This window comes from Pandoraea captiosa, from assembly GCF_902459775.1.
In the GTDB taxonomy this organism is placed as follows: Bacteria; Pseudomonadota; Gammaproteobacteria; order Burkholderiales; family Burkholderiaceae; genus Pandoraea; species Pandoraea captiosa.
Window position 1 is genome coordinate 1 of the sequence record NZ_CABPSQ010000003.1, and the last position, 25,431, is coordinate 25,431.

At 62.9% G+C, this 25,431-nt stretch carries 22 protein-coding genes; 11 read left to right on the plus strand and 11 right to left on the minus strand.

Features of this window, described 5'->3' with window-relative positions; all coding sequences use genetic code 11:
* The 5 genes from PCA31118_RS10530 to PCA31118_RS10550 form a co-directional block, all read right to left on the minus strand.
* On the minus strand, window positions 1-632 hold a 632-nt coding region (locus tag PCA31118_RS10530), incomplete at its 3' end, for an ABC transporter permease subunit (RefSeq protein ID WP_425495342.1).
* 18 nt (window positions 633-650) lie between these two features.
* A complete protein-coding gene (locus PCA31118_RS10535; protein WP_044456815.1) occupies window positions 651-1,601 on the minus strand; it encodes a branched-chain amino acid ABC transporter permease in 951 nt (316 codons plus the stop codon).
* A 210-nt stretch (window positions 1,602-1,811) separates the two neighbouring features.
* Entirely contained in the window at window positions 1,812-3,020 is a 1,209-nt protein-coding gene (locus PCA31118_RS10540; protein ID WP_044456816.1) for a branched-chain amino acid ABC transporter substrate-binding protein, read from the minus strand.
* A 761-nt stretch (window positions 3,021-3,781) separates the two neighbouring features.
* The gene (gene ispH, locus PCA31118_RS10545; protein WP_044456817.1) at window positions 3,782-4,756 is read right to left on the minus strand and encodes a 4-hydroxy-3-methylbut-2-enyl diphosphate reductase; all 975 of its coding nucleotides are present in this window, start codon (window positions 4,754-4,756) and stop codon (window positions 3,782-3,784) included.
* Between the two features lie 8 nt (window positions 4,757-4,764).
* A complete protein-coding gene (locus tag PCA31118_RS10550) occupies window positions 4,765-5,220 on the minus strand; it encodes an FKBP-type peptidyl-prolyl cis-trans isomerase (protein WP_044456818.1) in 456 nt (151 codons plus the stop codon).
* Between the two features lie 166 nt (window positions 5,221-5,386).
* On the opposite strand from PCA31118_RS10550, the gene radC reads away from it, so the two are divergent.
* From radC to nadB, 4 genes are all read left to right on the plus strand, one after another.
* A complete protein-coding gene (radC, locus tag PCA31118_RS10555; RefSeq protein ID WP_150625218.1) occupies window positions 5,387-6,061 on the plus strand; it encodes a RadC family protein in 675 nt (224 codons plus the stop codon).
* Window positions 6,062-6,337: 276 nt separating this feature from the next.
* Window positions 6,338-6,571 (plus strand): 50S ribosomal protein L28, encoded by a 234-nt coding sequence (rpmB, locus tag PCA31118_RS10560; RefSeq protein ID WP_039400832.1) that lies wholly within the window; start codon window positions 6,338-6,340, stop codon window positions 6,569-6,571.
* A 16-nt stretch (window positions 6,572-6,587) separates the two neighbouring features.
* Window positions 6,588-6,755 carry a 50S ribosomal protein L33 gene (rpmG, locus tag PCA31118_RS10565; RefSeq protein WP_010807102.1) on the plus strand — a complete coding sequence of 56 codons (168 nt, stop codon included), beginning with the start codon at window positions 6,588-6,590 and terminating at the stop codon, window positions 6,753-6,755.
* Window positions 6,756-6,997: 242 nt separating this feature from the next.
* Entirely contained in the window at window positions 6,998-8,602 is a 1,605-nt protein-coding gene (gene nadB, locus PCA31118_RS10570; protein ID WP_150625219.1) for an L-aspartate oxidase, read from the plus strand.
* Between the two features lie 239 nt (window positions 8,603-8,841).
* On the opposite strand, the gene nadC is transcribed toward nadB, so the two are convergent.
* The 6 genes from nadC to purN form a co-directional block, all read right to left on the minus strand.
* Window positions 8,842-9,744, minus strand: a complete 903-nt coding sequence (nadC, locus tag PCA31118_RS10575; RefSeq protein ID WP_246190180.1) for a carboxylating nicotinate-nucleotide diphosphorylase — start codon at window positions 9,742-9,744, stop codon at window positions 8,842-8,844.
* Window positions 9,744-10,877, minus strand: coding sequence for a quinolinate synthase NadA (gene nadA, locus PCA31118_RS10580; protein ID WP_150625220.1), 1,134 nt, complete (start codon window positions 10,875-10,877; stop codon window positions 9,744-9,746). Before nadA ends, nadC begins: the two co-directional genes overlap by 1 nt.
* A 95-nt stretch (window positions 10,878-10,972) precedes the next feature.
* The gene (locus PCA31118_RS10585; RefSeq protein WP_150625221.1) at window positions 10,973-12,169 is read right to left on the minus strand and encodes a DesA family fatty acid desaturase; all 1,197 of its coding nucleotides are present in this window, start codon (window positions 12,167-12,169) and stop codon (window positions 10,973-10,975) included.
* A 319-nt stretch (window positions 12,170-12,488) separates the two neighbouring features.
* A complete protein-coding gene (locus PCA31118_RS10590) occupies window positions 12,489-13,910 on the minus strand; it encodes a mechanosensitive ion channel family protein (RefSeq protein WP_246190181.1) in 1,422 nt (473 codons plus the stop codon).
* Between the two features lie 63 nt (window positions 13,911-13,973).
* Window positions 13,974-15,254 carry an RsmB/NOP family class I SAM-dependent RNA methyltransferase gene (locus PCA31118_RS10595; RefSeq protein WP_150625647.1) on the minus strand — a complete coding sequence of 427 codons (1,281 nt, stop codon included), beginning with the start codon at window positions 15,252-15,254 and terminating at the stop codon, window positions 13,974-13,976.
* A 185-nt stretch (window positions 15,255-15,439) separates the two neighbouring features.
* The gene (gene purN, locus PCA31118_RS10600; RefSeq protein ID WP_150625222.1) at window positions 15,440-16,099 is read right to left on the minus strand and encodes a phosphoribosylglycinamide formyltransferase; all 660 of its coding nucleotides are present in this window, start codon (window positions 16,097-16,099) and stop codon (window positions 15,440-15,442) included.
* Window positions 16,100-16,312: 213 nt separating this feature from the next.
* Between purN and PCA31118_RS10605 the strand changes: the two genes are divergently transcribed.
* The 7 genes from PCA31118_RS10605 (at window position 16,313) to dut (ending at window position 25,400) form a co-directional block, all read left to right on the plus strand.
* Window positions 16,313-17,305, plus strand: a complete 993-nt coding sequence (locus tag PCA31118_RS10605) for a bifunctional riboflavin kinase/FAD synthetase (protein WP_150625223.1) — start codon at window positions 16,313-16,315, stop codon at window positions 17,303-17,305.
* Between the two features lie 178 nt (window positions 17,306-17,483).
* On the plus strand, window positions 17,484-20,330 hold the full coding sequence (ileS, locus tag PCA31118_RS10610) for an isoleucine--tRNA ligase (protein WP_150625224.1): 2,847 nt from the start codon (window positions 17,484-17,486) through the stop codon (window positions 20,328-20,330).
* Window positions 20,330-20,872: a signal peptidase II gene (gene lspA / locus PCA31118_RS10615; protein ID WP_150625225.1), complete on the plus strand. Its 543-nt coding sequence runs from the start codon at window positions 20,330-20,332 to the stop codon at window positions 20,870-20,872. The genes ileS and lspA overlap by 1 nt, the downstream gene beginning before the upstream one ends.
* 166 nt (window positions 20,873-21,038) lie before the next feature.
* The gene (gene coaBC, locus PCA31118_RS10620) at window positions 21,039-22,250 is read left to right on the plus strand and encodes a bifunctional phosphopantothenoylcysteine decarboxylase/phosphopantothenate--cysteine ligase CoaBC (RefSeq protein ID WP_150625226.1); all 1,212 of its coding nucleotides are present in this window, start codon (window positions 21,039-21,041) and stop codon (window positions 22,248-22,250) included.
* A gap of 247 nt (window positions 22,251-22,497) precedes the next feature.
* Window positions 22,498-23,718 carry an MFS transporter gene (locus PCA31118_RS10625; RefSeq protein WP_150625227.1) on the plus strand — a complete coding sequence of 407 codons (1,221 nt, stop codon included), beginning with the start codon at window positions 22,498-22,500 and terminating at the stop codon, window positions 23,716-23,718.
* 74 nt (window positions 23,719-23,792) lie between these two features.
* Window positions 23,793-24,824 carry an LLM class flavin-dependent oxidoreductase gene (locus tag PCA31118_RS10630; protein WP_150625228.1) on the plus strand — a complete coding sequence of 344 codons (1,032 nt, stop codon included), beginning with the start codon at window positions 23,793-23,795 and terminating at the stop codon, window positions 24,822-24,824.
* A 129-nt stretch (window positions 24,825-24,953) separates the two neighbouring features.
* Entirely contained in the window at window positions 24,954-25,400 is a 447-nt protein-coding gene (gene dut, locus PCA31118_RS10635; protein WP_150625229.1) for a dUTP diphosphatase, read from the plus strand.
* Window positions 25,401-25,431 lie beyond the last annotated feature (31 nt).

Below are 25,431 nucleotides of genomic sequence, written 5' to 3' on the forward strand. Positions count from 1 at the left end.
TAGTAGTACATGTACACCGAGCTGACCTTGAACCCGAAGAACTCGTGCGCCTTCGAGAAATCGAAGCCGAACAACGAGGCGGGCTGGATGCCGGTGATCCCCTTCGGGCCGTTCGTGATGTTGACCGGCCGGTCCAGGTTGTTCATGAAGATGCGGATGATCTCGCCGAAGCCCAGCGTCACGATGGCCAGATAGTCGCCGCGCAGACGCAGCGTCGGTGCCCCGAGCAGGATACCGAAGACGGCCGCCACGGCAGCGCCGATCGGAATCGTGAACCACACAGGCACATGCAGCCCGGCGGGGAACAGATGCGCGATCCACTCGAATTGCGACGTGAGGTGAGGCGAACTCAGGAACGCAGTGACGTACGCGCCCACGGCATAGAACGCGATGTAGCCCAAATCGAGCAGGCCGGCGAAGCCCACCACGATGTTCAGCCCCAGCGCGAGCATGATGTAGAGCAGCGCGAAGTCCAGCACGCGCACCCAGTAGTTGCCGCCGGCGTAGCCCACGAGCACCGGCGCGATGATCGCTGCGATCAGGAAGAATGCGAGGCCGCGATAAGCCTTGCGGGTTGCGGCCGCCGCGGAAATTTGCGTGGCGCCGTTGGCGGTTGGCACGGGTTGATTCATGATGTCGATCCTCCCGTCTTAAGCACGATCTGCCACGCGCTCGCCGAGCAGACCGCTCGGACGGAACACCAGCACCACAATCAGCACGACGAACGCAAAGACGTCCTGATAGTTACTCCCGAACACGCCACCGGTCAGATCGCCGATGTAGCCCGCGCCCAATGCTTCGATCAGGCCGAGCAGCACGCCGCCGACCATGGCCCCCTGAAGGTTGCCGATCCCGCCGAGCACGGCGGCGGTGAACGCCTTCATGCCGGGGATGAAGCCCATGTAGAAGTGCGCGTTACCGTAGTTCGAGGCCATCATGACGCCGGCCAGTGCGGCCAGGCCGCCGCCGAGCGCGAACGTCGCGGAGATCACGAAGTTCGGGTTCACGCCCATGAGACCGGCGACGTTTCGGTTTTCCGCCGTGGCACGCATCGCGCGCCCCAGCTTGGTGCGGTTGACGAGCTGCGTGAGGCCGAACATCACGAGGAACGCGACGACCACGATCACGATGCCCGTGCCGTTGGTGACCGCACCCGGATGATCGCCGCGCGGCGGGATGATGTTCATCGCGTCGGTGGGCAGCAGTTGCGGGAACGAGAGGGGGTTGCGCGACCAGATCAGCATGGCGATCGTCTGCAGCAGCAGCGACACGCCGATGGCGGTGATCAGCGGCGCGAGTCGCGGCGCGTTGCGCAACGGCCGGTAGGCCACACGCTCGATCACGAAGTTGGCAATGGCACACACGGGCATACACACGAGCGTGGCAATGGCCAGCATGAGCGCCGGGTTCATGTCCGGCGCGATCTTCAAGAGCAGGTTGATGGTGGACAGCGCGACCATCGCGCCGATCATCATCACGTCGGCGTGGGCAAAGTTGATGATGCCCAGAATGCCGTAGACCATCGTATAGCCCAATGCAATGATCGCGTAGACGCTACCAAGCACGAGGCCGTTCAAGATTTGTTGGATAAAAATATCCATGAAGCAAACTCCTTGTCCCGGAAACGGGCTCTCGACACGCTAGCCAGATAGGCGCGCGAGGGGGTCGAGAGAACTGCGGGTTATGAGGCGTAATCCTGTGTCAGGAGGAGGGCCGTGCCCGTCATGCAGGCACGGCGTCTTTCCGCAGATATTGATACGGCACCGAACGGGTAGGCTGCGGTGCCGTTTCATGGCGCGAGCGCCCGGGAGTTACATCTTCACCACGTCGAGCACGCTCTTCTTCTTGTCCTTGTAGTTGTAGAGCGTAATCACCGGCTCCTTCATGTCGCCCTTGCTGTCGAACGCGATGTGACCGATCACACCCTTGTAGTCCGTCGCCGGCATGGCGGCCAGGATCTTGGCCGGATCGGCCGAGTTGGCGCGCTTCATGGCGTCGACGATCACGTTGACGGCGTCATACGTGAACGGGGCGTAGATCTGAATCGGCTGGTTGTAACGGGCTTCGTAACGCTTCGAGAAGTCGCCGCCGCCTTCCATCTTCGACAACGCCATACCCGCTTCCGAGCAGACGATGTTGTCGATGGCGTCGCCAGCGAGTTCGGCCACCTTGTCGGTACACACGCCGTCGCCGGCCAGCACCTTGGCGCCGATGCCCAGTTCCTTCGACTGCTTGGCGAACGGGCCGCCGGTGGCATCCATACCGCCGTACATGATGATGTCCGGCTTCTCACCCTTGATCTTGGTCAGAATGGCGCGGAAGTCCGTGGCCTTGTCGTTGGTCGCGTCGTGCGAGAGCACCTTCAGGCCGTTGGCCTTGGCGGTCTTCTCGAACTCATCGGCAAGACCCTTGCCGTAGGCGGTGGCGTCATCGACGATGGCGACCGATTTGGCGTTGAGCGACTTGGTCGCATAGTTGGCAAGTGCCGGGCCCTGCTGGGCGTCCGTCGCCACCACGCGATAGGTCGTCTTGAAGCCCTGCTGGGTGTACGCCGGGTTGGTTGCCGACGGCGAGATCTGCACGATGCCCGCATCGCTGTAGATCTTCGATGCCGGAATGGTCGTCCCCGAATTCAAGTGCCCCACCACGGCGACGACCTTCTCGTCGACAAGCTTCTGGGCAACCTGCGTTGCGGTCTTCGGGTCGGCAGCATCGTCTTCTGCAACCAGTTCCAGCTTGACCGGCTTGCCGTCGATGGTCAGACCGGCTTTGTTGGCTTCTTCGATGGCGAGGCGTGCACCATTTTCGTTATCTTTGCCCAAGTGAGCAATTTGGCCCGTCAACGGTGCAACGTGACCAATCTTAATGACAACCGCATCGCCGCCCCCGCTGGCGGCAGTCGTCGCGGCAGGTGCAGAAGCCGCACCCGAAGCGGCCTGCTTTTCTTCTTTCTGGCCGCATGCTGCCAACAGCGTCACTGCGGCAACTACGGGCAGTACCTTCGCGAACTTGAGTTGCATGTGATTATCTCCTGATTGTCGGCGATTAAATAACGCCAATAACGCCAAATCGATGTTTCGTATGCGAAACGCGCGCATTGTAACTCCATTCTTTGCGGCTGCGACGCCCGCAGCCACAGGGTTTTCCATAATGGAGGACTAAGGTTTTATACCGACTTGTGCAACCCTATTTTTTCAAAAGCGCAACCCCGAAATTGTGAATGGTTTTACGCACCCGCACGCTGCTCAACGGGCGGCTTCGTGGTGCAACCGGTGCACCATTTGTGGGCCCGGATGCTGTAGAAATCTAATAAGCAATTAGCATGCCCATTGAATTTGGAAGGTTCTTTCTAATTAAACAGGTATATAAATAATTAGATTCCGGAAAACCAGACGCCGTTTACTTTTGCCAATTCCATATTCGTTGAATTACGATTACCGCGATTCGGTTTTGGCTGACAAGACGTTAAAACCACATAAGCGTGGCGCGCGGAAATTTTGCAAAATGGAAACGGCGAATGCGAAAACACCGCAACCCTTTTCACGACGCCGGGCGGTATGGTCTGCGGGGGATCGGGCGACGATGCTGCACGTGGGGGCGCGCAAGCAGGGTTCACGCGCTGTCGACTTCGATGCCAGGGCGGCGGGGTGCCGCGGGCGCGGCAGTGCGGGAAACAGCGGACGAAAAAAAACCGGGCACGTCCATGACGGCACCCGGTTTGTCGGCCATGCGGGGTTCCCGCCGGCCGTGTACGACTAATGAATGGCGCGCGCGGCAGAACTCAGCCTGCCGCGACCTGTGCGAGGCCCTTCGGCAGCGGGAACGCGATGTTCTCCTCCACGCCATCGAGCACCTTGACCTGATTGACGCCCAGCTCACGCAAACGCGACACGATCGACTGCGCCAGCACTTCGGGTGCCGACGCCCCGGCCGTCACGCCGATGCGGCGCTTGCCGTCGAACCACTCCGGTTTGAGCTGATCGGGGGAGTCCACCATATAGGCGGGCACGCCCATCTTTTCGGCAACTTCGCGCAAACGATTCGAATTGGAACTGTTGGGGCTGCCGACCACCACCACCACGTCGCACTGCGGCGCCATGAATTTCACGGCGTCCTGGCGGTTCTGCGTGGCGTAGCAGATGTCCTGCTTCTTCGGCTCGGTGATTTCCGGGAAGCGCTTCTTGAGCGCGTTGATGACTTCGGCGGCGTCGTCGACGGAAAGCGTCGTTTGCGTCACATAGGCAAGCTTGCTTTCATCGGCAACTTGCAACGCGAGCACGTCTTCGATCGTCTCCACGAGGAACATGCCCTCGCCCGACTGGCCCATCGTGCCTTCGACTTCCGGGTGGCCCTTGTGGCCGATCATGATGATCTCGAGCCCCTGTCCACGCATTTTGGCGACCTCGACGTGAACCTTCGTCACGAGCGGGCAGGTGGCGTCGAAAATGCGCAGTCCGCGCGATTCGGCTTCCGCACGCACGGCTTGCGACACACCGTGGGCGCTGAAGATCAGCGTGTTGCCCGACGGAACGTCCGACAACTCCTCAATGAAAATCGCGCCCTTCTTGCGCAGATTTTCGACGACATACACGTTGTGCACGATTTCGTGACGCACGTAAATCGGTGCACCGTACATTGCCAGGGCGCGCTCGACGATCTCGATCGCGCGGTCGACACCCGCGCAAAAGCCGCGCGGCTGAGCCAACAGGATTTCTGCATCCGACAGCATCGGTGCTACGTCTTGGGTGGCGCTCATTTCGATTCCTACAGAATGCCGATAATCTGGACTTCGAACACGATCGGCTGGCCCGCCAACGGATGGTTGAAGTCGAACAATGCCCAGCCGTCGCCCAGTTCGCGCAGGATACCCGCATAACGGCCACCGCTCGGCGCGTTGAACTCGACCAGATCGCCAACGCTATATTCTTCGCCGAAGTTGCTGTTCTCCTGCAGCGTCTTCATCGACACGCGTTGCAGCAACTCCGGATTGCGCGGGCCGAACGCCTGCTCCGGCGCCAGCTCGATCCGGCGACGCTCCCCCACGGCCATTCCCAGCATTGCCTGCTCCAGCGTCGGCGCCATCTGGCCACCGCCCAGTTGCAGCGTCGCGGGTGTGCCTTCGAAAGTGTTGACAATATCCGCGCCGTCGGGCGCGCCGATCCGGTAGTGGAGCGTCAGATAGGAATTGTCTTGAACCACGGGGGTTGCAACAGAACTCATGGGGGTCTCACAGCAAGGTCAAGCTATTATTGTAAGCGACGACGCGTTGCGCGTCCGGCTCCCCATCATCGCAGCCCCGAATTTTTCCGTCGACGGCTGTTCCCTGTATTAGTTTCTGGTGACACCCGTGATCATGCGCGCGACCGTGTCCGCCTCCGGAGTCGTCATGTCCATCGCTCACTGGCCGCCGGCCGAGCGCCCCCGCGAAAAGATGCTTGCCCACGGCCCGGGCGCCCTGTCGGACGCCGAGTTGCTCGCCATTTTGCTAAGAACCGGCTCGCACGGGCGCAACGCCGTCGACCTCGGTCGCGAGTTGCTCACTCGCAGCGGCTCGCTGGCCCGCCTGTTGGCCACACCGTTCGAGACGCTGCGACAACTCCCCGGTCTGGGACAGGTCAAGGCCCTTCAGTTTCAGGCGTCGCTCGAAGTGGCGCGCCGCATGCTGCGCGAGGGGTTGCAGTCAGGCTGCATGCTCGATTCCCCGGCCCGCGTGCGCGACTATTTGCGCCTGACGTTGCAGGACATGTCGCGCGAGCGTTTCGTCTGCCTGTTTCTGGACGCTGCGCACCGACTCATCGGCACGCGCATCATGTTCGAGGGAACGCTGACGCAGACCTGCGCCTACCCACGGGAAATCGTCCGGGCAGCGCTCGACGTGCACGCGGGCGCCGTGATCGTCGCGCACAATCACCCTTCCGGCATCCCGACACCCAGCGCGGCGGACCTGGCGCTCACGCGCCAACTGGGCGACGGACTGGCCCTGATGGAAGTTCGGCTGCTGGACCATTTCATCGTAGCCGGGGATACCGTCTACTCCCTGGCCGAAGGCGGCCACATGTAACTTTGGGACGTTGCAAGGGCTTGTGGGCAACGTGGACGACGCAAAATGTGACGCCGAACAACACCTTGCCCACAAATTTGGCAAGCGGTTCGCATTCGAGCGCCGTTTACGCTATGATCCGTCCCTTCCCCGAATCTCCGACAGACGTGTTCCGCCAGGGACTTACGTCCTACATCGACTAAAGCGATTGATTTGTCTGGGATTTTTGTGGTATTATCGCGGTCTGTCTTTTCGACTCACCTTTTTTTACACAGAATTCTGGGTTAGGAGTGCTTCATGGCACGCGTATGTCAAGTGACCGGGAAAGCGCCGATGGTCGGCAACAACGTTTCCCACGCCAATAACAAAACCAAGCGCCGTTTCCTCCCGAACTTGCAAAATCGCCGGTTCTGGGTTGAGAGCGAAAACCGTTTTGTGCGCCTGCGCCTTTCGAACGCCGGCTTGCGCCTGATCGATAAGGTCGGTATCGATGCCGTTCTCGCGGACCTGCGTTCGCGTAACGCCATCTAAGTTTTAGGAGCTCATCATGGCAAAAGGCGCTCGCGACAAGATCAAGCTGGAATCGACCGCAGGCACGGGTCATTTCTACACGACCACCAAGAACAAGCGTACCCATCCGGAAAAGATGGAAATCAGCAAGTTCGATCCGGTGGCTCGTAAGCACGTGCCCTACAAAGAAACCAAGATCAAATAAGATCAACAGGTTTCACCGCGGTAGCTTGCTACTGCGTTCGATACCCCGCCTCTGGCGGGGTATTTTCGTTTGGGCGTCCCGAAAATCGTCACGCTACGCTATGCGTAGTCATGTGAGGCACAATTTCCCCGATGTGCGCATAGGGTCATGTGTCAGGCGCGTATTGACTCGCTATACTGGCTCATCTCCCATAACGCGGGTCACGCCCTGTCGGCGCGTCGATCCCAGACACCACGCGTACCATGAATTTCGATGTCGTCATCGTCGGCAGCGGACTTGCCGGTCAATCCGTCGCCCTGCATCTGGCCAATACCTGCCGCGTGGCGCTGGTCGCCAAACGCCCCATGCCGGAAGGCGCGAGCGACTGGGCGCAAGGCGGCATTGCCGCAGTCCTCGATTCCACCGACAGTGTCGACGAACACGTTGCAGATACGCTCATCGCCGGCGCCGGCCTGTGCGACGAGGCGGCCACACGGTTCATCGTCGAACATAGCCGCGAAGCCATCGAATGGCTCATCGACCAAGGCGTTCCCTTCACGCGCGATGCCGAAGCCGAACTGGGTTTCCATCTGACGCGCGAAGGCGGTCACAGCCATCGCCGCATCATTCACGCAGCCGACGCGACAGGCCACGCCGTCATCACCACGCTCACCGAACGTGTGCGTCAGCATCCGAACATCACCCTTTTAGAAAATCACTTTGCCGTCGATCTGATCACGTCGGACCGTGCCGACGCCGCGCCGACTGCGGGACGTCATTGCCAAGGACTCTACGTACAGCATCTGAGCACGGGCGAAGTGCACGCGGTGACCGCGCGCCACACGGTGCTTGCGACCGGTGGCGCGGGCAAGGTCTATCTCTATACGACGAACCCCGACACCGCGACAGGCGACGGTATTGCCATGGCCTGGCGCGCCGGATGCCGGATTGCGAACATGGAATTCATCCAGTTCCATCCGACGTGCCTTTACCATCCGTACGCCAAGTCATTCCTGATCTCGGAGGCGGTTCGCGGCGAAGGCGGACGACTGGTATTGCCGGACGGCACGCGCTTCATGCTGCAACACGATCCCCGGGCAGAGTTGGCTCCTCGCGACATCGTCGCACGTGCGATCGATTTCGAGATGAAGAAACATGGCCTCGACTGTGTCTACCTCGATATCAGCCATCAAAGCCCCGAGTTTCTGCGCGAGCATTTCCCGACGATTCTCGCGCGCTGCGCTGAACTCGGCATCGACATCATGAAGCAACCGATCCCGGTCGTCCCCGCAGCGCACTATACGTGCGGCGGCATCGTCACGGACATGCATGGCCGCACGGATCTGCCAGGACTGTACGCTGTCGGCGAAGCGACCTATACCGGATTGCATGGTGCCAATCGTCTGGCGAGCAATTCGCTGCTGGAGTGCATCGTGCTCGGAAAAGCCGCAGCGGAAGACATTCAGCGCGGCGAATCGATGCATCCGAACGTTACCGACGTGCCTGCCTGGGACGAGAGTCGCGTCTCCGATGCCGACGAAGAAGTTGTCGTCGCCCACAACTGGGATGAGTTGCGCCGCATGATGTGGAACTACGTCGGGATCGTGCGCACGACCAAGCGACTCGAGCGGGCGCAGCATCGCATTGCCCTGCTGCGCGAAGAGATCGCCGAGTACTACGCGAACTTCCGTGTGAGCCGCGACCTGCTGGAACTGCGTAATCTGGTGGACGTTGCATCGCTGATCGTCGATAGCGCGCTATCGCGACGCGAGAGCCGTGGCCTGCATTTTTCGCGCGACTTTCCGGACACATTACCTAAAGCGCTGCCGACAGTGCTGTCGCCCAGAGTGACGCAACGCCGTCGCTGAGAAAGCGCTGCGATGGCCGATCGTACGCTGCGAAACCAGGAATTCCGTTGCTCACATAGCGCGTCACGCCTCGCTCGATCAGCAAGGGCGGGGTAAGGTACAGAAGGCGTGGAAGGCGTGGAAGGTGCAGAAGGCGCAGCAGCCATGGAATCGCAGAAAGCAAAAGGCCGCAGGGGGCAGTTCATTGCCCCCTGCGGCCTTTTCACGTCTGCCCCGCGCGGCAGCGCAGCCAGTGACGTTTATCCCACCGTTTCCAGTATGCGCATCGAGAAGTCCGTCGCGCGCACATCCTTGGTCAGCCCGCCCACGGAAATCCGGTCGACGCCCGTCTCCGCAATCGCGCGCAGCGTTTCGAGATTGATGCCACCGGATGCCTCCAGCACGGCACGCCCATCCGCCACGCGCGCAGCTTCACGCATCATTTCCAGCGAGAAGTTATCGAGCAGAATCGACGTTGCACCGCATTCGAGCGCGGTGTCGAGTTCTTCGAGCGACTCCACTTCGATCTGCACAGGCGCCCCATCGGCAAGACGATCCGCGTTGGCCAACACCTGACGAATACCACCTGCTGCCGCGATGTGATTTTCCTTGATGAGAATGCCGTCGTAGAGCGCAAGACGCTGATTCGCCCCGCCGCCCACGCGCACCGCGAACTTTTGCGCCAAACGCAGCCCCGGCAAGGTCTTTCGCGTATCGAGCACGCGCGCCTTCGTCCCTTCCACGATATCCGCGTAGCGGCGCACTGCGGTAGCAACGCCCGAAAGCAACTGGAGGAAGTTCATCGACGTGCGCTCGCCCGTGAGCAACGCTCGCGCGGGGCCGTGAATATCGCAGACGGCAGCGCCGGGCGTCATGCGTTCGCCCTCGCGGTAATGCCACTGCACACGCACCGACGCATCCACACCTTGCATGCAGCGCTCGAACCAGCGCACGCCACACAGCACCGCCGACTCTCGCACAATGACGCGGGCGTGGGCCATTTCGTCCGACGGCACAAGCAGCCCCGTGAGGTCGCCGCTCCCGATATCTTCCGCCAGTGCGTCACGCACATTGCGCGTAAGCGCGGCCTCTAGCGGCTCGCCGAACGTCGCGAACTCCGAAGAGAGGGCGTCGTCGGTACTCAACAATGTCGATTGCGTCATTATGCGGGACCTACACCGGCAAACAGCGCGCCGTCGCGCGCAAAGTCACCGCTGGCACGCACGTTTTGCTTGCGCGCTTCAGCGAACGTCAACATACGGTCGATACAGGTATGGGCGCGGCGGCCGATTTCCGGATCGACATGAATCTCGTTGGCGCCGGACTCCAGCACGTCAGCCAGATTCTGCAGGCTGTTCATCGCCATCCACGGGCAATGCGCGCAACTCTTGCACGTTGCACTGTTGCCGGCCGTCGGGGCCTCGATAAAACGCTTGCCCGGTGCTGCGGCGCGCATCTTGTGCAGAATGCCGTTATCGGTGGCCACGATGAATTCCGTCGCGTCCATGGTCTGTGCCGCCGCAATCATCTGCGACGTGGAACCCACGACGTCGGCCAGTTCAACGACCGCCGCCGGCGACTCCGGATGCACCAGAACCTTGGCGTTCGGATATTCGCGGCGCAGCAGTTCGAGCTCCGTGCCCTTAAACTCGTCGTGCACGAGGCAGGCGCCCTGCCACAGCAACATGTCCGCCCCGGTCTGCTTCTGAACGTAGCTGCCCAGATGGCGGTCCGGCGCCCACAGAATCTTTTTGCCCTGCGCGTGCAGGTGCGCCACGATCTCAAGTCCGATGGACGACGTGACCATCCAGTCCGCACGGGCCTTCACGGCAGCACTCGTGTTCGCATAGACAACGACCGTACGATCCGGATGCGCGTTACAGAACGCGGCAAACTCATCGGCAGGACAGCCCAGATCGAGCGAGCAGGTCGCGTCGAGATCGGGCATAAGGATGCGCTTTTCCGGACTAAGAATCTTCGATGTCTCGCCCATGAAGCGCACGCCGGCAACGACCAGCGTCTTCGCGGCGTGATTCCGGCCGAATCGCGCCATTTCCAGCGAGTCGGCCACGCAGCCGCCGGTCTCCTCGGCGAGGTCCTGCAAATCGGAATCGACATAGTAGTGGGCGACGAGCACGGCGTTCTGCTCGACGAGCAAACGCTTGATCTTCGCCTTGAGCGCCGCGCGCTGCTCCTGCGACGGCGCATCCGGGACGCGTGCCCAGGCTTGGGCAACACACGTGGCGCCGCTCGGTGCGGGGCGCTCGAATTCTACGGATTTGAGTGAGGCATTCATTTTCGCGTGGCCCGTGGGATAGGCCGGGAATGACAAAACCCCGCCGTGGCGGGGTTTCGATTATGCGTCAAAAACAGATTTCTGGCTGACTCCGTTCACGCGTAGCGGCGCAGACGCGTCGCAAATTCCTGCAATGCGTGAATGCCGCTCTGTTCGGCACGATGACACCAGTTCTGCAGTTGGCTGAGCAATTGCTCGCGCGAAGCGTTCGAGCGTTCCCAGATGCCTGCCAGTTCGCTGCGCAGTTCGTAGTACGTCTTCACGGCGCTGCTGTGCGCGAAAATCTCGCCCAGTTGCTGCTTCTGCGGCTCTTGCAGCGATGCTTCGTCATGATGCAGCCACTTGCGCGCACCGCGGAACAGCTGATATTCGCCATGCTGACGCTTTTCCTTGAAGCGAGCCAGCTCTTCGCCGTAAGCGCGCTTGAAGGTCTTCGCGTAACGCGCCATCACTTCGTAACGATTCGAGAGCACGGCCTGCAACGTATCGTCGTCACATGCGGCCTTCACCTTCGAGAGCTTCGGCGTCGGGGCGATCTTCTTCACCTTCGCCAGGCCCACGAACGACAGCGTACGGATATACAGCCAGCCGATGTCGAACTCGTACCACTTGTTCGACAGCTTGGCCGACGTGGCGTACGTGTGATGGTTGTTGTGCAGTTCTTCACCGCCGATGATGATGCCCCACGGCAGCAGGTTCGTCGAAGCGTCGGCACAGTTGAAGTTACGGTAGCCCCAGTAGTGGCCCAGGCCGTTGACGACACCGGCTGCCCAGAACGGAATCCACACCATCTGCACTGCCCACACCGTCAGGCCGATGGCGCCGAACAGCGCGATGTCGATGATCATCATCATGCTGATGCCGAGAATCGGGAAACGCTTGTAGACGTTGTTCTCGATCCAGTCGTTCGGCGTGCCGTGGCTGAACTTGCGCAGGGTTTCTTCGTTTTTGGCTTCGGCGCGATAGAGTTCGGCGCCCTCGGCCAGCACCTTCCACAGGCCGCGCGTTTGCGGGCTATGCGGGTCTTCCGGCGTTTCGCACTTGGCGTGGTGCTTGCGGTGGATGGCAGCCCATTCGCTCGTGATCATGCCCGTGGTCATCCACAGCCAGAGACGGAAGAAATGGGCGACGATCGGATGCACGTCGAGCGCTCGGTGCGCCTGGCAACGGTGCAAATAAATCGTCACGGCGGCGATCGTCACATGGGTGACGGCCAGCGTGAAGAAAAAGATCTTCCAGCCGCTCCAGTCGAGCAGGCCGGTCGAGAGAAATCCAAGGAGACTGTCCAGCAAAATATCACTCCAAACTAATCAATACGGTAGCCATCACGGCAAAGCATCAAGCGCCGTGTCTTGTCTTGTCGGGCCGAAGCGGCCTTCGTTGGCCGTCGCGTCAGGTCTCGTTCAAGTCTCGTTCTTGCGCTCGCTTGACGCTTGGATTCGCTGGAGGTCGGCAAGTTGCGGATGCCGGGGCGATATGGGCGGAAAACGTGCCAGTGAACGTCTGGTTTTTTTGGTTTGGGACGCATTTTACCCGACCCACCGGTGCCCGTGTGTAGCCTTGCAGCCACGCATTTTGTCGCAGGTCAACCCGTCGCTTAGGTAAAAACGTCTATCCGGCCTTCTTTTCGGCGTCATTCGCCTGCGCAGACGCCGTTTTTGACGTCAAATCAGGAGATTCTTCCAATAAATCAGGATGTTGGATCGATTGGGGCGCTTGTGCAGGAATGCCATCCGCCCAGTCGTTCAGGATACGTATTTCGCGCTGGGCATACGGAATTTCAATACCGTGCTCGCGAAATGTGCGCCAAATCCGCAAATTGATGGTCGAACGGATCGCGCCGCTGCCCTGAGCGGGGTCCTGCACCCAGAAGCCCATTTCCAGATCCATCCCATCTGCACCGAAATTCAGCAGCAACGCCGAGGGGGCCGGGTCCGCAAGCACGCGGGGAATGCCTTCCGCCGCCTTGAGCATCAACGACATCGCCAGTTCGACGTCCGCGCTGTACGCCACCTGCACGTTGACCTTGGCGCGCCCGCGCGTCTCCGTGAAGGAGTGGTTCTGAACGACGTTCGTCACCAGTTGCTCATTGGGGACCAGCGCTTCGACGCCATCCAGGCCGCGCACGACCGAATACCGCGTGTTGATTTGCGAGACGGTGCCGTGATACGTCGACACGGTAATCAGGTCGCCGATCCGCACGGAGCGATCGAGCAGGATGATGAAGCCCGACACGAGGTTGGACGCGATTTTCTGCAAGCCGAACCCCAAGCCCACGCCGAGCGCCCCGCCGAACACACCGAGCACCGTGATGTCGATGCCGACGAACGACAGCGTGGCCAGCACGGCGATCAGCGTCAGCAGCCCCTTGACCAGGCGCGAGAGCACGACCTTCAGGTTGCCGTCGAGCGTGGTCGTTCGCATGATCCGGTCTTCGATCAGCGAACCGACCCACATCGCGAGCACCAGCGTCACGCCGACCCAGAGCAGGCCCGACAGAATCGAGAGCAGCGTCAGATGACTCGTGCCGACGGCGAACTTCACGCTGGCGAGCCACTTGAGGATGTCGTCGTGAACGCCGAGCACGTAGGCCAGCATGGAGAACCACGCCAGCGTCGTGAAGACACGCTCGAAGACCTTGAGCAACCCTGAGGCGTGCGGCGATGAGGCAAACAGCCGACGTGCGAAGTAGAACGCCAGATAGATGAGCGCCGTGCCGAACAGCGGCACTTCCGCGAGCATCAGCAGCGAGACGTGCGTGTACTGTTGCAGTACCACGCGCGTGAGCGCGACGCACATCCAGCCGAACATCGGAAAGAATGAGCGACGCAGGCTCGACGACCCCGCCCGACGCGCCGGCGCAACGCGCTCGAAATGGCGATCGAGCCGGCCGGTCATCCACCGGCGCAGCACCCAGGCGAGCGCGAGCGCGCCCACGAGCGCGACGACCTGCCAGACGATTTGCGGATCGCCGAAGTCGCGAACGACATCCCGCACCAGCCTCGCAAAAGTCGGACTTTCCTGCATCGCCATATCCCTTCTTCTCTCTTTTCTTGTCGTTTGCCGATATCAGGTGACGCGGCACATCCCCGGCGCTCAGGCCTTGGCCGCCGGACGACGCTCGAACACGGCGGCAAAAAAACCATCCGTTGCGTTGCGATGCGGCAGCAATTCGAGATACTTGCCCGTGTCAAGGCCGATTTTCTGCGACGCCAGAAGTTCGTTCGCCGGCAGCAGGACGAAGTCGGGATGCGCGGCGGCGAATGCCTCGGCAATCGCGCTGTTCTCCTCCGTCAACAAGCTGCACGTGGCGTACACGAGACGGCCGCCCGGCTTCACCAGGCGCGCCGCGCTCGCGAGAATCGACGCCTGCTTCTGCGTTAGTTCCTCGACGGATTGCGGCGACTGGCGCCACTTCAGATCCGGGTTGCGACGCAGTGTACCGAGGCCGCTGCACGGCGCGTCGACCAGCACACGGTCGATCTTGCCCGCCAGACGCTTGATCTTGCTGTCGTTCTCGCTATCGATCATCACCGGATAGACGTTGGACAGGCCACTGCGCGCCAGACGCGGCTTGAGCTTCGCGAGCCGCTTTTCCGACACGTCGAAAGCATAGAGTCGGCCGGTCGAGCGCATCTGCGCACCGATGGCGAGGGTCTTGCCGCCCGCGCCCGCACAGAAATCGACGATCATCTCGCCCCGGCGCGGCGCGACCAGTTGGCACAGCAACTGGCTGCCTTCGTCCTGCACTTCGATGGCGCCGGACATGAACAGCGGGTGCTTTTGCAGTGCCGGCTTGCCCGACAGGCGAATGCCGTTGGGGGCCAGCGGCGTGGGCTCGGCCGAAAAACCGTCTTCGCGCAGCTTGGCAAGCACGTCGTCGCGCGTGGCCTTGATGAGGTTGACGCGACAGTCCAGCGGCGCGGGCTGGTTCAGTGCCGCGGCCAGAGATTCGAGCTCGCTCGCGTCGAAACGCCTGGCCAGTCGGTCGTACAACCACTCCGGCAAGTTAGTGCGCACTCGCGGCGAAAGGCTTGCCGGATCGATCTGACCGACGTGTTCGAGCCAGGCGGCCTCGTCAGGCGTCGCCACCAGTTCGACCGAGGCGATACCGCGCGTGAACGCCAGACCGAGCAACGCCAGACGGCGCTCCTGCGACCCCGTGCCGCTCACGGCATGCTGGCCGAATTCGAGCTTGCGACGCAGGATGGCGAACACCGTCTCGGCGAGCACGCCGCGCTCACGGTGCCCCAGTTTGTCGTTGGCACGGAAGTACGTGCTCACCAGCGTGTCGGCCGGACCGGTAAACGTCAGCACGCTGCCGAGCAGCCGCTGCGTATGTTCGAACAGGGCGGGCGGCAGACGCTCGCCGCGCATGCCGACGCCGCCCACGACGGTCGGCGCGTCCTGACGGCGATCGTTGCGCGAACGGTCGTAGCGATCGGGGCGAACGTAATGACGGTCGTTACCGCCCTTGGCGCCGTGACGGGTGTCGGAAGAACGGCCACCGGAGCGGTTACCGGATTGATGGGCGCCATCGCGGCGCTGGGTCGGGCGGGTGCTCATGCGTCCTCACCAAAAAGCCATTGCGAATCTTGCGAATCGGAAGTGCCGTCGGCACGCGCGGTGACCGTCACGCGGCCGTCGGCCACGACCAGTCGGTCTTCGACGAACCAGCGTACGGCACGCGGATAGATGATGTGTTCGAGCGGCAGAATACGCTCGGCCAGTGTCTCGGGCGTGTCGCCCGCCAGCACGGGAATGGCCGTTTGCACGACATAGGGGCCGTGATCGAGCTCGGCGGTCACGAAATGCACCGTCGCACCAACGATCTTGCAGCCGGCTTCCAGCGCACGGGCATGCGTTTGCAGGCCCGGGAAGGCGGGCAGGAGCGACGGATGAATATTGATGAGCCGACCGGCGTAGCGCTCGGTGAATGCCGGCGTGAGAATGCGCATGAACCCCGCGAGCACGACGAGATCCGGCGCATGGCGATCGATCTCGGCGGCGAGTTCGGCGTCGAAGACTTCCCGGGTCTTGCCCCGGCTGGGAACGACGGCGGTGGGAATGCCGTTTTCCTGGGCGAACGCCAGGCCTTCGGCCTCGGGACGATTGGCGACAACGGCGGCCACGCGGGCCGGCCAGCCTTCTGCGGTACAGGCCCGGACGATGGCTTGCATGTTGCTGCCTCGCCCGGAAATCAGGATGACAATGTTCTTCATCGCCGGATTTTATCATTGGCGCGGCGCACCAGACAGCGCGATGCGCGCCGCGATGGCCCCGAAGCGTTTATAATTCAACGTTCTGCGGCGCCGCAATGTCGGATCGGCCGTCCTGCGCCGGCCGGTTCCGCCCGCCGCACAGGCCGCCGGGTCCTGCCCGCCACGCCGCGCGGTTCACTCAATATCAACGTCCTGTTCTGACGCTTCCTTATCGTGCGAGTCTTCCGGGGTCTACCCAACGCGCAAAGCAAAGCGCCCTGCGTGCTGACGATCGGCAATTTCGACGGCGTGCACCTGGGCCACCAGGCACTGCTCGCGCGCGTGCGCGCGGCGGCGGCTGCGCGCGGCTTGCCGGTATGCGTGATGACGTTCGAGCCGCATCCCCGCGAATATTTCACCCCCGATCGGGCCCCCGCGCGCATCTCCAACCTGCGCGACAAGTTCGAGGCGCTGCGTGCGCACGGCGTCGACCGTCTGGTGGTGGAGCACTTCAACGCCCACTTCGCCGGTCAGTCGCCCGAGGATTTCGTGCGCAACATCATCGTCGACGGCCTGCACACCCGCTGGCTGCTCGTGGGCGACGACTTCCGCTTCGGCGCCAAGCGCGCGGGCGACATCGAATATCTGCGTGACGCCGGGCGTCGCTTCGACTTCGTGGTCGAACAGATGCCGACGATCGCGCACGACGGCGTGCGCATTTCCAGCTCGGAAGTGCGCAGCGCGCTTGCCGAGGGCAACTTCGAGCGCGCCCATGCGCTGCTCGGTCGTCCGTACGCCATTACCGGCCACGTCGTGCATGGCATGAAGCTCGGCCGCAAGCTCGGCTTCCCGACGCTCAACCTGCGCATTGCCCACAAGCACCCCGCCCTGACGGGCATTTTCGTGGTGCAGGTGCATGGTCTGGCGGACAAACCGCTGCCGGCCGTGGCAAGCCTCGGCCTGCGCCCGACCGTGGACGATTCCGGCCGCGTGCTCCTGGAAGTGCATCTGCTCGACTTCGTTGGCGATTGCTACGGCAAGCTGGTGCGCGTGGAATTTTTGCAGAAGCTGCGTGACGAAGCGAAATTCGACGGGCTGGCAGAGCTCGAAGCCGCCATCGCGCAGGACACGCGCGAGGCCCGCGCGTATTTCGCCCACGCGCTCGACGCCAACGGCCCGAGCGCACGACGCGACTTCGCCACCTCGGCTACCGACCGAATTAGTTGATCTTCGCCCGCGAGCGTCGGCGCCAAGCGCCTCGCGCGCGGTCCGCCGCCTCTGGCACCTGCCCGGGCGTCGCTTTGCCGGCCTCAGAACACGTCAGGTGCGTCAGGCACCAAGGCCCAAGTCGACGTCACCGGCGCGAGCGCCCCACACCGACATTCAAAATTCGAAGCGTTGCACCATGAGCGAAAAGAAAGCCCCGAGCAAATATCCCGTCAACCTGCTGGACACGCCGTTCCCGATGCGCGGCGACCTGCCCAAGCGCGAACCGCTGTGGGTCAAGCAATGGCAGGAAAAGAAGATCTACGACAAGATCCGCAAGGCCAGCAAGGGCCGCCCGAAATTCATTCTGCATGACGGCCCGCCGTATGCGAACGGCGACATCCATATCGGTCACGCGGTCAACAAGATCCTCAAGGACATGATCGTCAAGGCGCGCAGCCTCGCAGGCTTCGACGCCGCTTACGTGCCGGGCTGGGACTGCCACGGCATGCCCATCGAAATCCAGATCGAAAAGCAGTTCGGCAAGCACCTGCCGGTGCGCGAAGTGCAGGAAAAGGCGCGCGCATACGCCGCTGTCCAGATCGAGCGCCAGAAGGCGGACTTCGAGCGACTGGGTGTGCTCGGCGACTGGGACAATCCGTACAAGACCATGAACTTCTCGAACGAAGCCGACGAGCTTCGTGCGCTGGCGAAGATTCTGGAGAACGGCTATGTGTATCGAGGCCTGAAGCCGGTGAACTGGTGCTTCGACTGCGGCTCGGCACTGGCCGAAGCGGAAGTCGAGTACAAGGACAAGACCGATCTGGCGATCGACGTGGGTTTCGCATTCGCCGAGCCGGAAAAGGTGGCCAAGGCCTTTGGCCTGTCGGCACTGCCGCGCGAAGACGGCTACATCGTCATCTGGACGACCACGCCGTGGACGATTCCGTCGAACCAGGCGCTCAACGTGCATCCGGAAGTCGAGTACGCCCTCGTCTCGACCGAACGCGGCCTGCTGATCCTCGCGACCGATCGCGTCGACGAGTGCCTGAAGACGTACGGCCTGCACGGCGACATCATCGCGCGCACCAAGGGCGAAGCGCTCTCGCTGATCCGCTTCCGTCACCCGCTCGCGACGGTGGCCGCCGCCAACGGGGGATACGACCGCACGTCGCCCGTCTACCTCGGCGACTACGTGACCACCGATACCGGTACCGGTATCGTCCACTCGGCCCCGGCCTATGGCGTGGAAGACTTCGTGTCGTGCAAGGCGCACGACATGCCGGATTCGGAAATTCGCATGCCGGTGCTGGGCGACGGCCGTTATCAGGACAGCCTGCCGCTGTTCGGCGGTCAGTCGATCTGGGACGCCAACCCGCAGATCGTCGAAGCGCTGCGCGAGGCGGGCTCGCTGTTCCACTCGTTCAAGTACACGCACAGCTACATGCACTGCTGGCGCCACAAGTCGCCGATCATCTATCGCGCGACGAACCAGTGGTTCGCCGGCATGGACGTGAAGCCGGTCGATGGTGCGCCGGGCAACGGCCAGACGCTGCGCGAGATCGCGCTCGCCGGTATCGAAGCCACGGAGTTCTTCCCGTCCTGGGGCAAGCAACGCCTGCACAACATGATCGCGCACCGCCCGGACTGGACGCTCTCGCGCCAGCGCCAATGGGGCGTGCCGATGGCGTTCTTCGTTCACAAGGAAACCGGTGCCCTGCACCCGCGTACGCCGGAACTGCTCGAAGCCGTGGCCAAGCGTGTGGAACTCGAAGGCATCGAAGCCTGGCAGACGCTCGACCCGGTCGAACTGCTCGGCGACGAAGCCAAGGATTACGTGAAGAACCGTGACACGCTCGACGTGTGGTTCGACTCGGGCACCACCCATTGGCACGTGCTGCGCGGCTCGCACGCGCACGAACTCGGCTTCCCGGCGGATCTGTATCTGGAGGGCTCCGACCAGCACCGCGGCTGGTTCCACTCGTCGCTGCTGACCGCATCGATGCTCGACGGCCGCCCGCCCTACAAGGCGCTGCTCACCCACGGCTTCACCGTCGACGGTCAGGGTCGCAAGATGTCGAAGTCGATCGGCAACACGATCGTGCCGCAGGAAGTCGCGGGCAAGCTGGGCGCCGAAATCATTCGCCTGTGGGTGGCGTCGACCGATTACTCGGGCGAGTTGTCGATCTCGGACGAAATCCTCAAGCGCGTGGTCGAGAGCTACCGCCGCATCCGCAATACGCTGCGCTTCCTGCTCGCCAATCTGGCCGACTACGATCACACGAAGCACGCCATGCCGGCGGACCAGTGGCTCGAAATCGACCGTTACGCCGTGGCGCTGGCGCAATCGCTGCAAACCGAAGTGCTCGGCCATTACGACCGTTACGAGTTCCACCCGGTCGTGTCCAAGCTCCAGACGTTCTGCTCGGAAGACCTCGGCGGCTTCTACCTCGACATCCTGAAGGACCGCCTGTACACGAGCGCGCCCGATGCGCCGGCACGCCGCGCGGCCCAGAATGCGCTGTATCACATCACGCACGGCCTGCTCAAGGTCATGGCCCCGTTCCTGTCGTTCACGGCGGAAGAAGCGTGGCAAGTGTTCCAACCGGGCAACGACACGATCTTCACGGAAACGTACTACGCGTATCCGGAAGTGGCGGAAGGCACGCGCCTGCTCGAAAAGTGGCATCTGCTGCGCACCGTGCGCGGCGACGTCACCAAGGCGCTCGAAGAAGCGCGGGCTGCCGAGCAGATCGGCTCGTCGCTGCAAGCGGAAGTCGATGTGCGTGTCTCGGGCCGCAAGTACGAAGTGCTCGCCAGCCTGGGCGACGATCTGCGCTTCGTGCTGATCACGTCGGCCGCCAAGGTTACGCAAGTCGCCTCGGACGCCGAAGAAGGTGTCGTGGTCACACCGTCGACGCATCAGAAGTGCGAGCGCTGCTGGCACTATCGTGAGGACGTTGGCGCCGACGCAGCTCACCCGACCCTTTGCGGCCGTTGCGTGTCGAATCTGTTCGGCAGCGGCGAACACCGGAGCGCGGCATAATGGCAAGCAAGGCAGGCGCCCGCACGGGCGCAAAGCGTACCTCGGCAGGAGCAACCCGCAGTGGCAGCACTTTCGGACTGGCGCCGTGGCTGGGGATCGCGGTCATCGCGATCCTGCTCGATCAGGTCACCAAGCTGACGATTCTGAAGACATTTCAGTACGGAGAATTCCGCCCGCTGACGTCGTTCTTCAATCTGGTGCTGGTGTACAACAAGGGCGCGGCGTTCAGCTTTCTGGCGGCTGCAGGCGGCTGGCAGCGCTGGTTCTTCACGTTGCTCGGCGTTGTGGCGGCTACGGTTATCGTCTGGCTGCTCAAGCGGCATAACGGCCAGAAGATGTTCTGCCTGTCGCTGTCGCTGATTCTGGGCGGCGCACTGGGGAATGTGATCGACCGGGTGGTCTATGGTCATGTGATCGACTTTCTGGACTTTCACGTCGGTGGCTGGCACTGGCCGGCGTTCAACGTGGCCGACTCGGCCATTTGCGTGGGCGCGGTGTTGCTGGTGATCGACGAGTTGCGACGCGTGCGGCGCGGCAAGTAGTCAGTCCGCCCTGCCACCCACCCCGCCGCCCGATCAGCAGCACATTCAGCAGCAAGATTGGCGGCACGATTCGCGCCCGCCAACCGCGCGCGAATCGACGAGAGCAGCAAATACCGTCGCGGCGCCCTGGAGGCGCCGCGCGGCACTTTGGAGGAGGCTTTTTCCTATGGAACGCGGTGAACTGGCAGGCAAGACCATCGTCCTCGGCCTGACGGGCGGCATCGCCTGCTACAAGTCGGCCGAGCTCACGCGGCTGCTCATCAAGGCCGGTGCGACGGTGCAGGTCGTCATGACCGAAGCCGCCACGCAATTCATCACGCCGCTCACGATGCAGGCGCTCTCGGGCCGTCCGGTCTTCACAAGTCAGTGGGACAACCGCATCGACAACAACATGGCGCACATCGACCTCTCGCGTGAGGCCGACGCCATCCTGATCGCCCCCGCCTCCACCGATTTTCTCGCCAAGCTCGCGCACGGCATGGCCGACGATCTGCTCTCCACGCTGTGCGTAGCGCGCGACTGTCCGTTGCTCGTGGCGCCCGCGATGAATCGTCAGATGTGGGCAAATCCGGCGACCCAACGCAACGCCGCGACGCTGCGCGGCGATGGCGTCACGATTCTCGGTCCCGGCAGCGGCGATCAGGCATGCGGTGAAATCGGCGATGGTCGCATGCTCGAACCGGAAGATCTCTACGAAGCGCTCGCGGGGTTCTTTCAGACGAAGCGCCTGGCCGGACGCCGTGTCCTCATTACCGCCGGTCCGACGTTCGAGCCCATCGATCCCGTGCGTGGGCTGACCAATCTGTCGAGCGGCAAGATGGGCTTCGCCCTTGCGCGCGCGGCGGCGCAAGCCGGTGCGGACGTCCATCTCGTTGCCGGTCCGACCTCGCTCGCGACGCCCTACGGGGTGACGCGCAGCAATGTCCAGACGGCGCAGCAGATGTACGACGCCGTCATGGCAGATGTTTCGCGCAACGACATTTTCATCGCCGTGGCGGCGGTCGCCGACTGGCGGGTGAAGGACGTGGCGCGCGACAAGATCAAGAAGACGGGCGACGCGGATGTGCCGACGCTCGAATTCGTCCAGAATCCGGACATTCTCGCCGCCGTGGCGCAACTGCCGGCTCCGCCCTACTGCGTGGGTTTTGCAGCCGAGTCGGGCGATCTGGAAAAGCATGGCGCGCAAAAGCGTCAGCGCAAACAGGTGCCGCTGCTCGTGGGCAATCTCGGGCCCGCCACGTTCGGGCAGGACGACAACGAAGTGATTCTGTTCGACGAGTCGGGCCAAAAGCGCCTGCCGCGCGCCGACAAGCAGTCCCTCGCGCGCAGCCTGATCGTCGAGATCGCCGCGCGCCTGCCGTCGCGCAAGCCGGCCTGATTGGGCTGATTTCGCCGATTGCGCCGAACACACCCGCAATACCCCTACAGCCAGTCCGTCTGTCATTGTCGTTGTCCGGCGACGCTGACAGACTGGCGGGGATGAGCGGCGGGGCAGCCGAACGGTCGGAACGTTCCGAACATTCCATACGTTTCACGTGCTCCGCGCTTTGCACGCTTTCACCTCGTTCGGCGCCTCGTCCGTCGGTCCACCGGCCCTCGGACCAGAGCCTTCGAAAACCATCAAAATGACGCTACCTTCTTCCTCCGCGCGACCGACAGTCAGTGTCTACGGGACCCTGAGCATGCTCGCCGGGATCATGTTCTTCGGCTTCATGACGATCGGCATGCCGCTTCCCGTGCTGCCGGTGTATGTTCATGAAACGCTCGGCTTCGGCTCGTTCGTCGTCGGGGTGACGATCGGCATTCAGTCGGTCGTCACGCTGCTGCTGCGCTCATACGCCGGGCGCACTGTAGACACGCGCGGCCCACGTCACGCTGTGCTCACAGGTCTGTGCGGCTGTGCAGCGGCGGGCGTGCTGTACCTTGTCGCGTCGGTCATGCCCACGCCCGCGCTCGCGCTCGGCGTGCTGCTTGCCGGACGCGTCGTGCTCGGCTTCGGGGAAAGCCTGCTGCTCACAGGCGGCATGTCGTGGGGTATCGGCCTGCTCGGTGCGACGCACGCGAGCAAGGCCATCTCGTGGCAAGGCGTGTCGATGTACACCGCGCTCGCGGTTGGCGCGCCGTTTGGCGCGTACTTGTTGCAGGCGGCGGGCTTCACCGTCGTGTCGCTCGTCAACGTCGGCTTGCCCGCCGTGGCATTCGCTATCGCGCTGCGCCTGCCCGCGGCGGCGCCCGTGGGCGGCACGCGCCTGTCGTTCTTCAGGGTCGTCGGCCTGGTCTGGCGTCCCGGTCTCGCCATGACGCTCGGCAGCATCGGCTATGCGGTGATCGCGGCGTTCATCACGTTGTTTTACGCAAGCCACGGCTGGTCAGGTGCGGCGTTTGCGCTCACGCTCTACAGCGGCACGTTCATCGCGATGCGTGTACTGTTCTCGCATGCGGTGGACCGTTTCGGCGGACGCCGCGTCGCCATGTGCTCGCTGGTTTTCAGCGCCATCGGTCAATTTCTGCTGTGGGGTGCGGTCAATCCGCATATGGCGCTGGTCGGCGCCGGCCTCACGGGTGTGGGATTCTCCCTGGTGTTTCCGGCGCTCGGTGTGGAAGCGCTGCGTCAGGTCCCCGCGCAGAACCGTGGCGCGGCGCTGGCCGCCTACTCCGCGTTCTTCGATCTCGCCCTGGGGCTGATCGGGCCAATGGCCGGACTGGTGGCCAACTTCTTCGGCTACGCCTCGATTTTTCTGTGCGGCGCCCTCGGCGGCATTGTGGCCATTCTGATGATTGCGCGCCTGCCGCACGCAGGCCCGGGTACCGCGCCGGTGGACGCCTCCGCCGGCAGCGGCCACTGAACGATACATGACGATGCGTCGATGCCCCCGAGCCGCGCGGCGACCGTGGGGGATCGACAAGGAGCGGGAAACGCATGGTGCAACCAACGCAGCGAATCAAACTCTCGATTCTCGATCAGACGCCGGTGATTCACGGGCATAGCGTGGCGGACGCCATCGCGGCAACCGTGGAGCTGGCGCAAGCCGCCGACGACCTGGGCTACACACGCTACTGGTGTGCAGAGCACCACGGGCTGCGCGGCGTGGCCAACCCCGCGCCGGAAGTCATGATCGCGCGGCTCGCGAGCGTAACGAAGCGCCTGCGGGTGGGCTCGGGCGGCGTCATGCTGCCGTACTACAGTCCTTTCAAACTCGCCGAGCAATTTCTGATGCTCGAAGCGCTGTTCCCGAACCGGATCGACCTGGGTGTCGGCCGTGCACCGGGCGGCGACATGCGTACCGCGCGCGCCGTCGCGAAAGGCCCGTACGACGCAGGCGAACACTTTCCCCAGCAGGTCGCCGAACTGGCCGGCCTCTTCGGCGACACATTGCCCGACGATCACCCGTATCGCGGCGTGTTGCTGCAACCGGCCGTCGAGACACGACCCGAGCTGTGGGTATTGGGATCGAGTGAATTTGGCGGGCTGCTCGCCGCTCAACTCGGCCTTCGCTACTGTTTCGCGCACTTCATCAATGCCCATTACGGACATCGTGTGACGCAGGCCTATCGCGAGCGTTTCACGCCGGGTCAGCTCGACAAGCCCTACTGCTCGGTCGCGCTGTTCGTCATCTGCGCAGATACGCAGGCGCAAGCCGAAGCCCTGGAAGCGGGCGTGGACCTGCGTCGTGTGCAGATGGCCTACGGCATGAACGAGCCGATTCCCAGCCTCGAACAAGGTGCGCAGGCCAAGCCTCAGTACCGCGACAGGGAGTTGTCGGTGATTGCGAGGGAGAAGCCGCGTAGTATCATCGGCACCCCGGAGCGCGTGACCGAGCGCGTGCTCGAATTGCAGGCGCAGTTCGAGGCCGACGAAATCACTGTGCTGACGGTCGCAGGCAGCTACCGCGCCCGATTGCGTTCCCACGAATTGCTCGCACAGGCGTTTTCGTTGCGCGCCGAGGATTAAGCCCCTTCGGTTTGCTCCGCCGCCACGAGCGATTCGGTCGATTCGGCCGAGCCAACCGAGCCAACCGATCCAACCGATCCAACCGATTTCGCCGACTTCTTTTTTGCCCTAATTCAACGCCATCACGCCATGAAACTCGACGTCAAGATTCTCGACGAACGCCTTCGCATGCAGTTGCCCGCCTACGCGACCCCGGGCAGCGCCGGCCTCGACCTGCGCGCCTGTCTGGACGCCCCGATGACCATCGCCCCCGGCCAGACGGTGCTCGTGCCGACGGGCCTGGCCATCCATCTGGCGGACGCGGGCTACGCCGCGCTGATCCTGCCGCGCTCGGGTCTCGGCCACAAGCACGGCATCGTGCTCGGTAACCTGGTCGGCCTGATCGACTCGGACTATCAGGGGCAGTTGATGGTCTCGACGTGGAATCGCGGCAATGAGCCGTTCGTGTTGAATCCGTTCGAGCGTCTGGCGCAACTGGTAATCGTGCCGGTCGTGCAGGCCGAATTCAATATCGTCGACGAATTCCCCGAAAGCGATCGCGGCGCCGGCGGCTTCGGCAGCACGGGCAAGCAGTAACGCGCTAACGCCATCACGCGATAACGCAAGC

Coding starts and splice junctions, on each gene's coding strand:
- nadA (WP_150625220.1), bottom strand. CDS start 10,877: ATGAATGCCTCACTCAAATCCGTAGAATTCGAGCGCCCCGCACCGAGC.
- ispH (WP_044456817.1), bottom strand. CDS start 4,756: ATGAGCGCCACCCAAGACGTAGCACCGATGCTGTCGGATGCAGAAATC.
- PCA31118_RS10590 (WP_246190181.1), bottom strand. CDS start 13,910: ATGGCGATGCAGGAAAGTCCGACTTTTGCGAGGCTGGTGCGGGATGTC.
- nadB (WP_150625219.1), top strand. CDS start 6,998: ATGAATTTCGATGTCGTCATCGTCGGCAGCGGACTTGCCGGTCAATCC.
- PCA31118_RS10535 (WP_044456815.1), bottom strand. CDS start 1,601: ATGGATATTTTTATCCAACAAATCTTGAACGGCCTCGTGCTTGGTAGC.
- purN (WP_150625222.1), bottom strand. CDS start 16,099: ATGAAGAACATTGTCATCCTGATTTCCGGGCGAGGCAGCAACATGCAA.
- lspA (WP_150625225.1), top strand. CDS start 20,330: ATGGCAAGCAAGGCAGGCGCCCGCACGGGCGCAAAGCGTACCTCGGCA.
- PCA31118_RS10595 (WP_150625647.1), bottom strand. CDS start 15,254: ATGCGCGGCGAGCGTCTGCCGCCCGCCCTGTTCGAACATACGCAGCGG.
- dut (WP_150625229.1), top strand. CDS start 24,954: ATGAAACTCGACGTCAAGATTCTCGACGAACGCCTTCGCATGCAGTTG.
- radC (WP_150625218.1), top strand. CDS start 5,387: ATGTCCATCGCTCACTGGCCGCCGGCCGAGCGCCCCCGCGAAAAGATG.
- PCA31118_RS10625 (WP_150625227.1), top strand. CDS start 22,498: ATGACGCTACCTTCTTCCTCCGCGCGACCGACAGTCAGTGTCTACGGG.
- PCA31118_RS10630 (WP_150625228.1), top strand. CDS start 23,793: ATGGTGCAACCAACGCAGCGAATCAAACTCTCGATTCTCGATCAGACG.
- ileS (WP_150625224.1), top strand. CDS start 17,484: ATGAGCGAAAAGAAAGCCCCGAGCAAATATCCCGTCAACCTGCTGGAC.
- PCA31118_RS10540 (WP_044456816.1), bottom strand. CDS start 3,020: ATGCAACTCAAGTTCGCGAAGGTACTGCCCGTAGTTGCCGCAGTGACG.
- nadC (WP_246190180.1), bottom strand. CDS start 9,744: ATGACGCAATCGACATTGTTGAGTACCGACGACGCCCTCTCTTCGGAG.
- rpmG (WP_010807102.1), top strand. CDS start 6,588: ATGGCAAAAGGCGCTCGCGACAAGATCAAGCTGGAATCGACCGCAGGC.
- PCA31118_RS10550 (WP_044456818.1), bottom strand. CDS start 5,220: ATGAGTTCTGTTGCAACCCCCGTGGTTCAAGACAATTCCTATCTGACG.
- coaBC (WP_150625226.1), top strand. CDS start 21,039: ATGGAACGCGGTGAACTGGCAGGCAAGACCATCGTCCTCGGCCTGACG.
- rpmB (WP_039400832.1), top strand. CDS start 6,338: ATGGCACGCGTATGTCAAGTGACCGGGAAAGCGCCGATGGTCGGCAAC.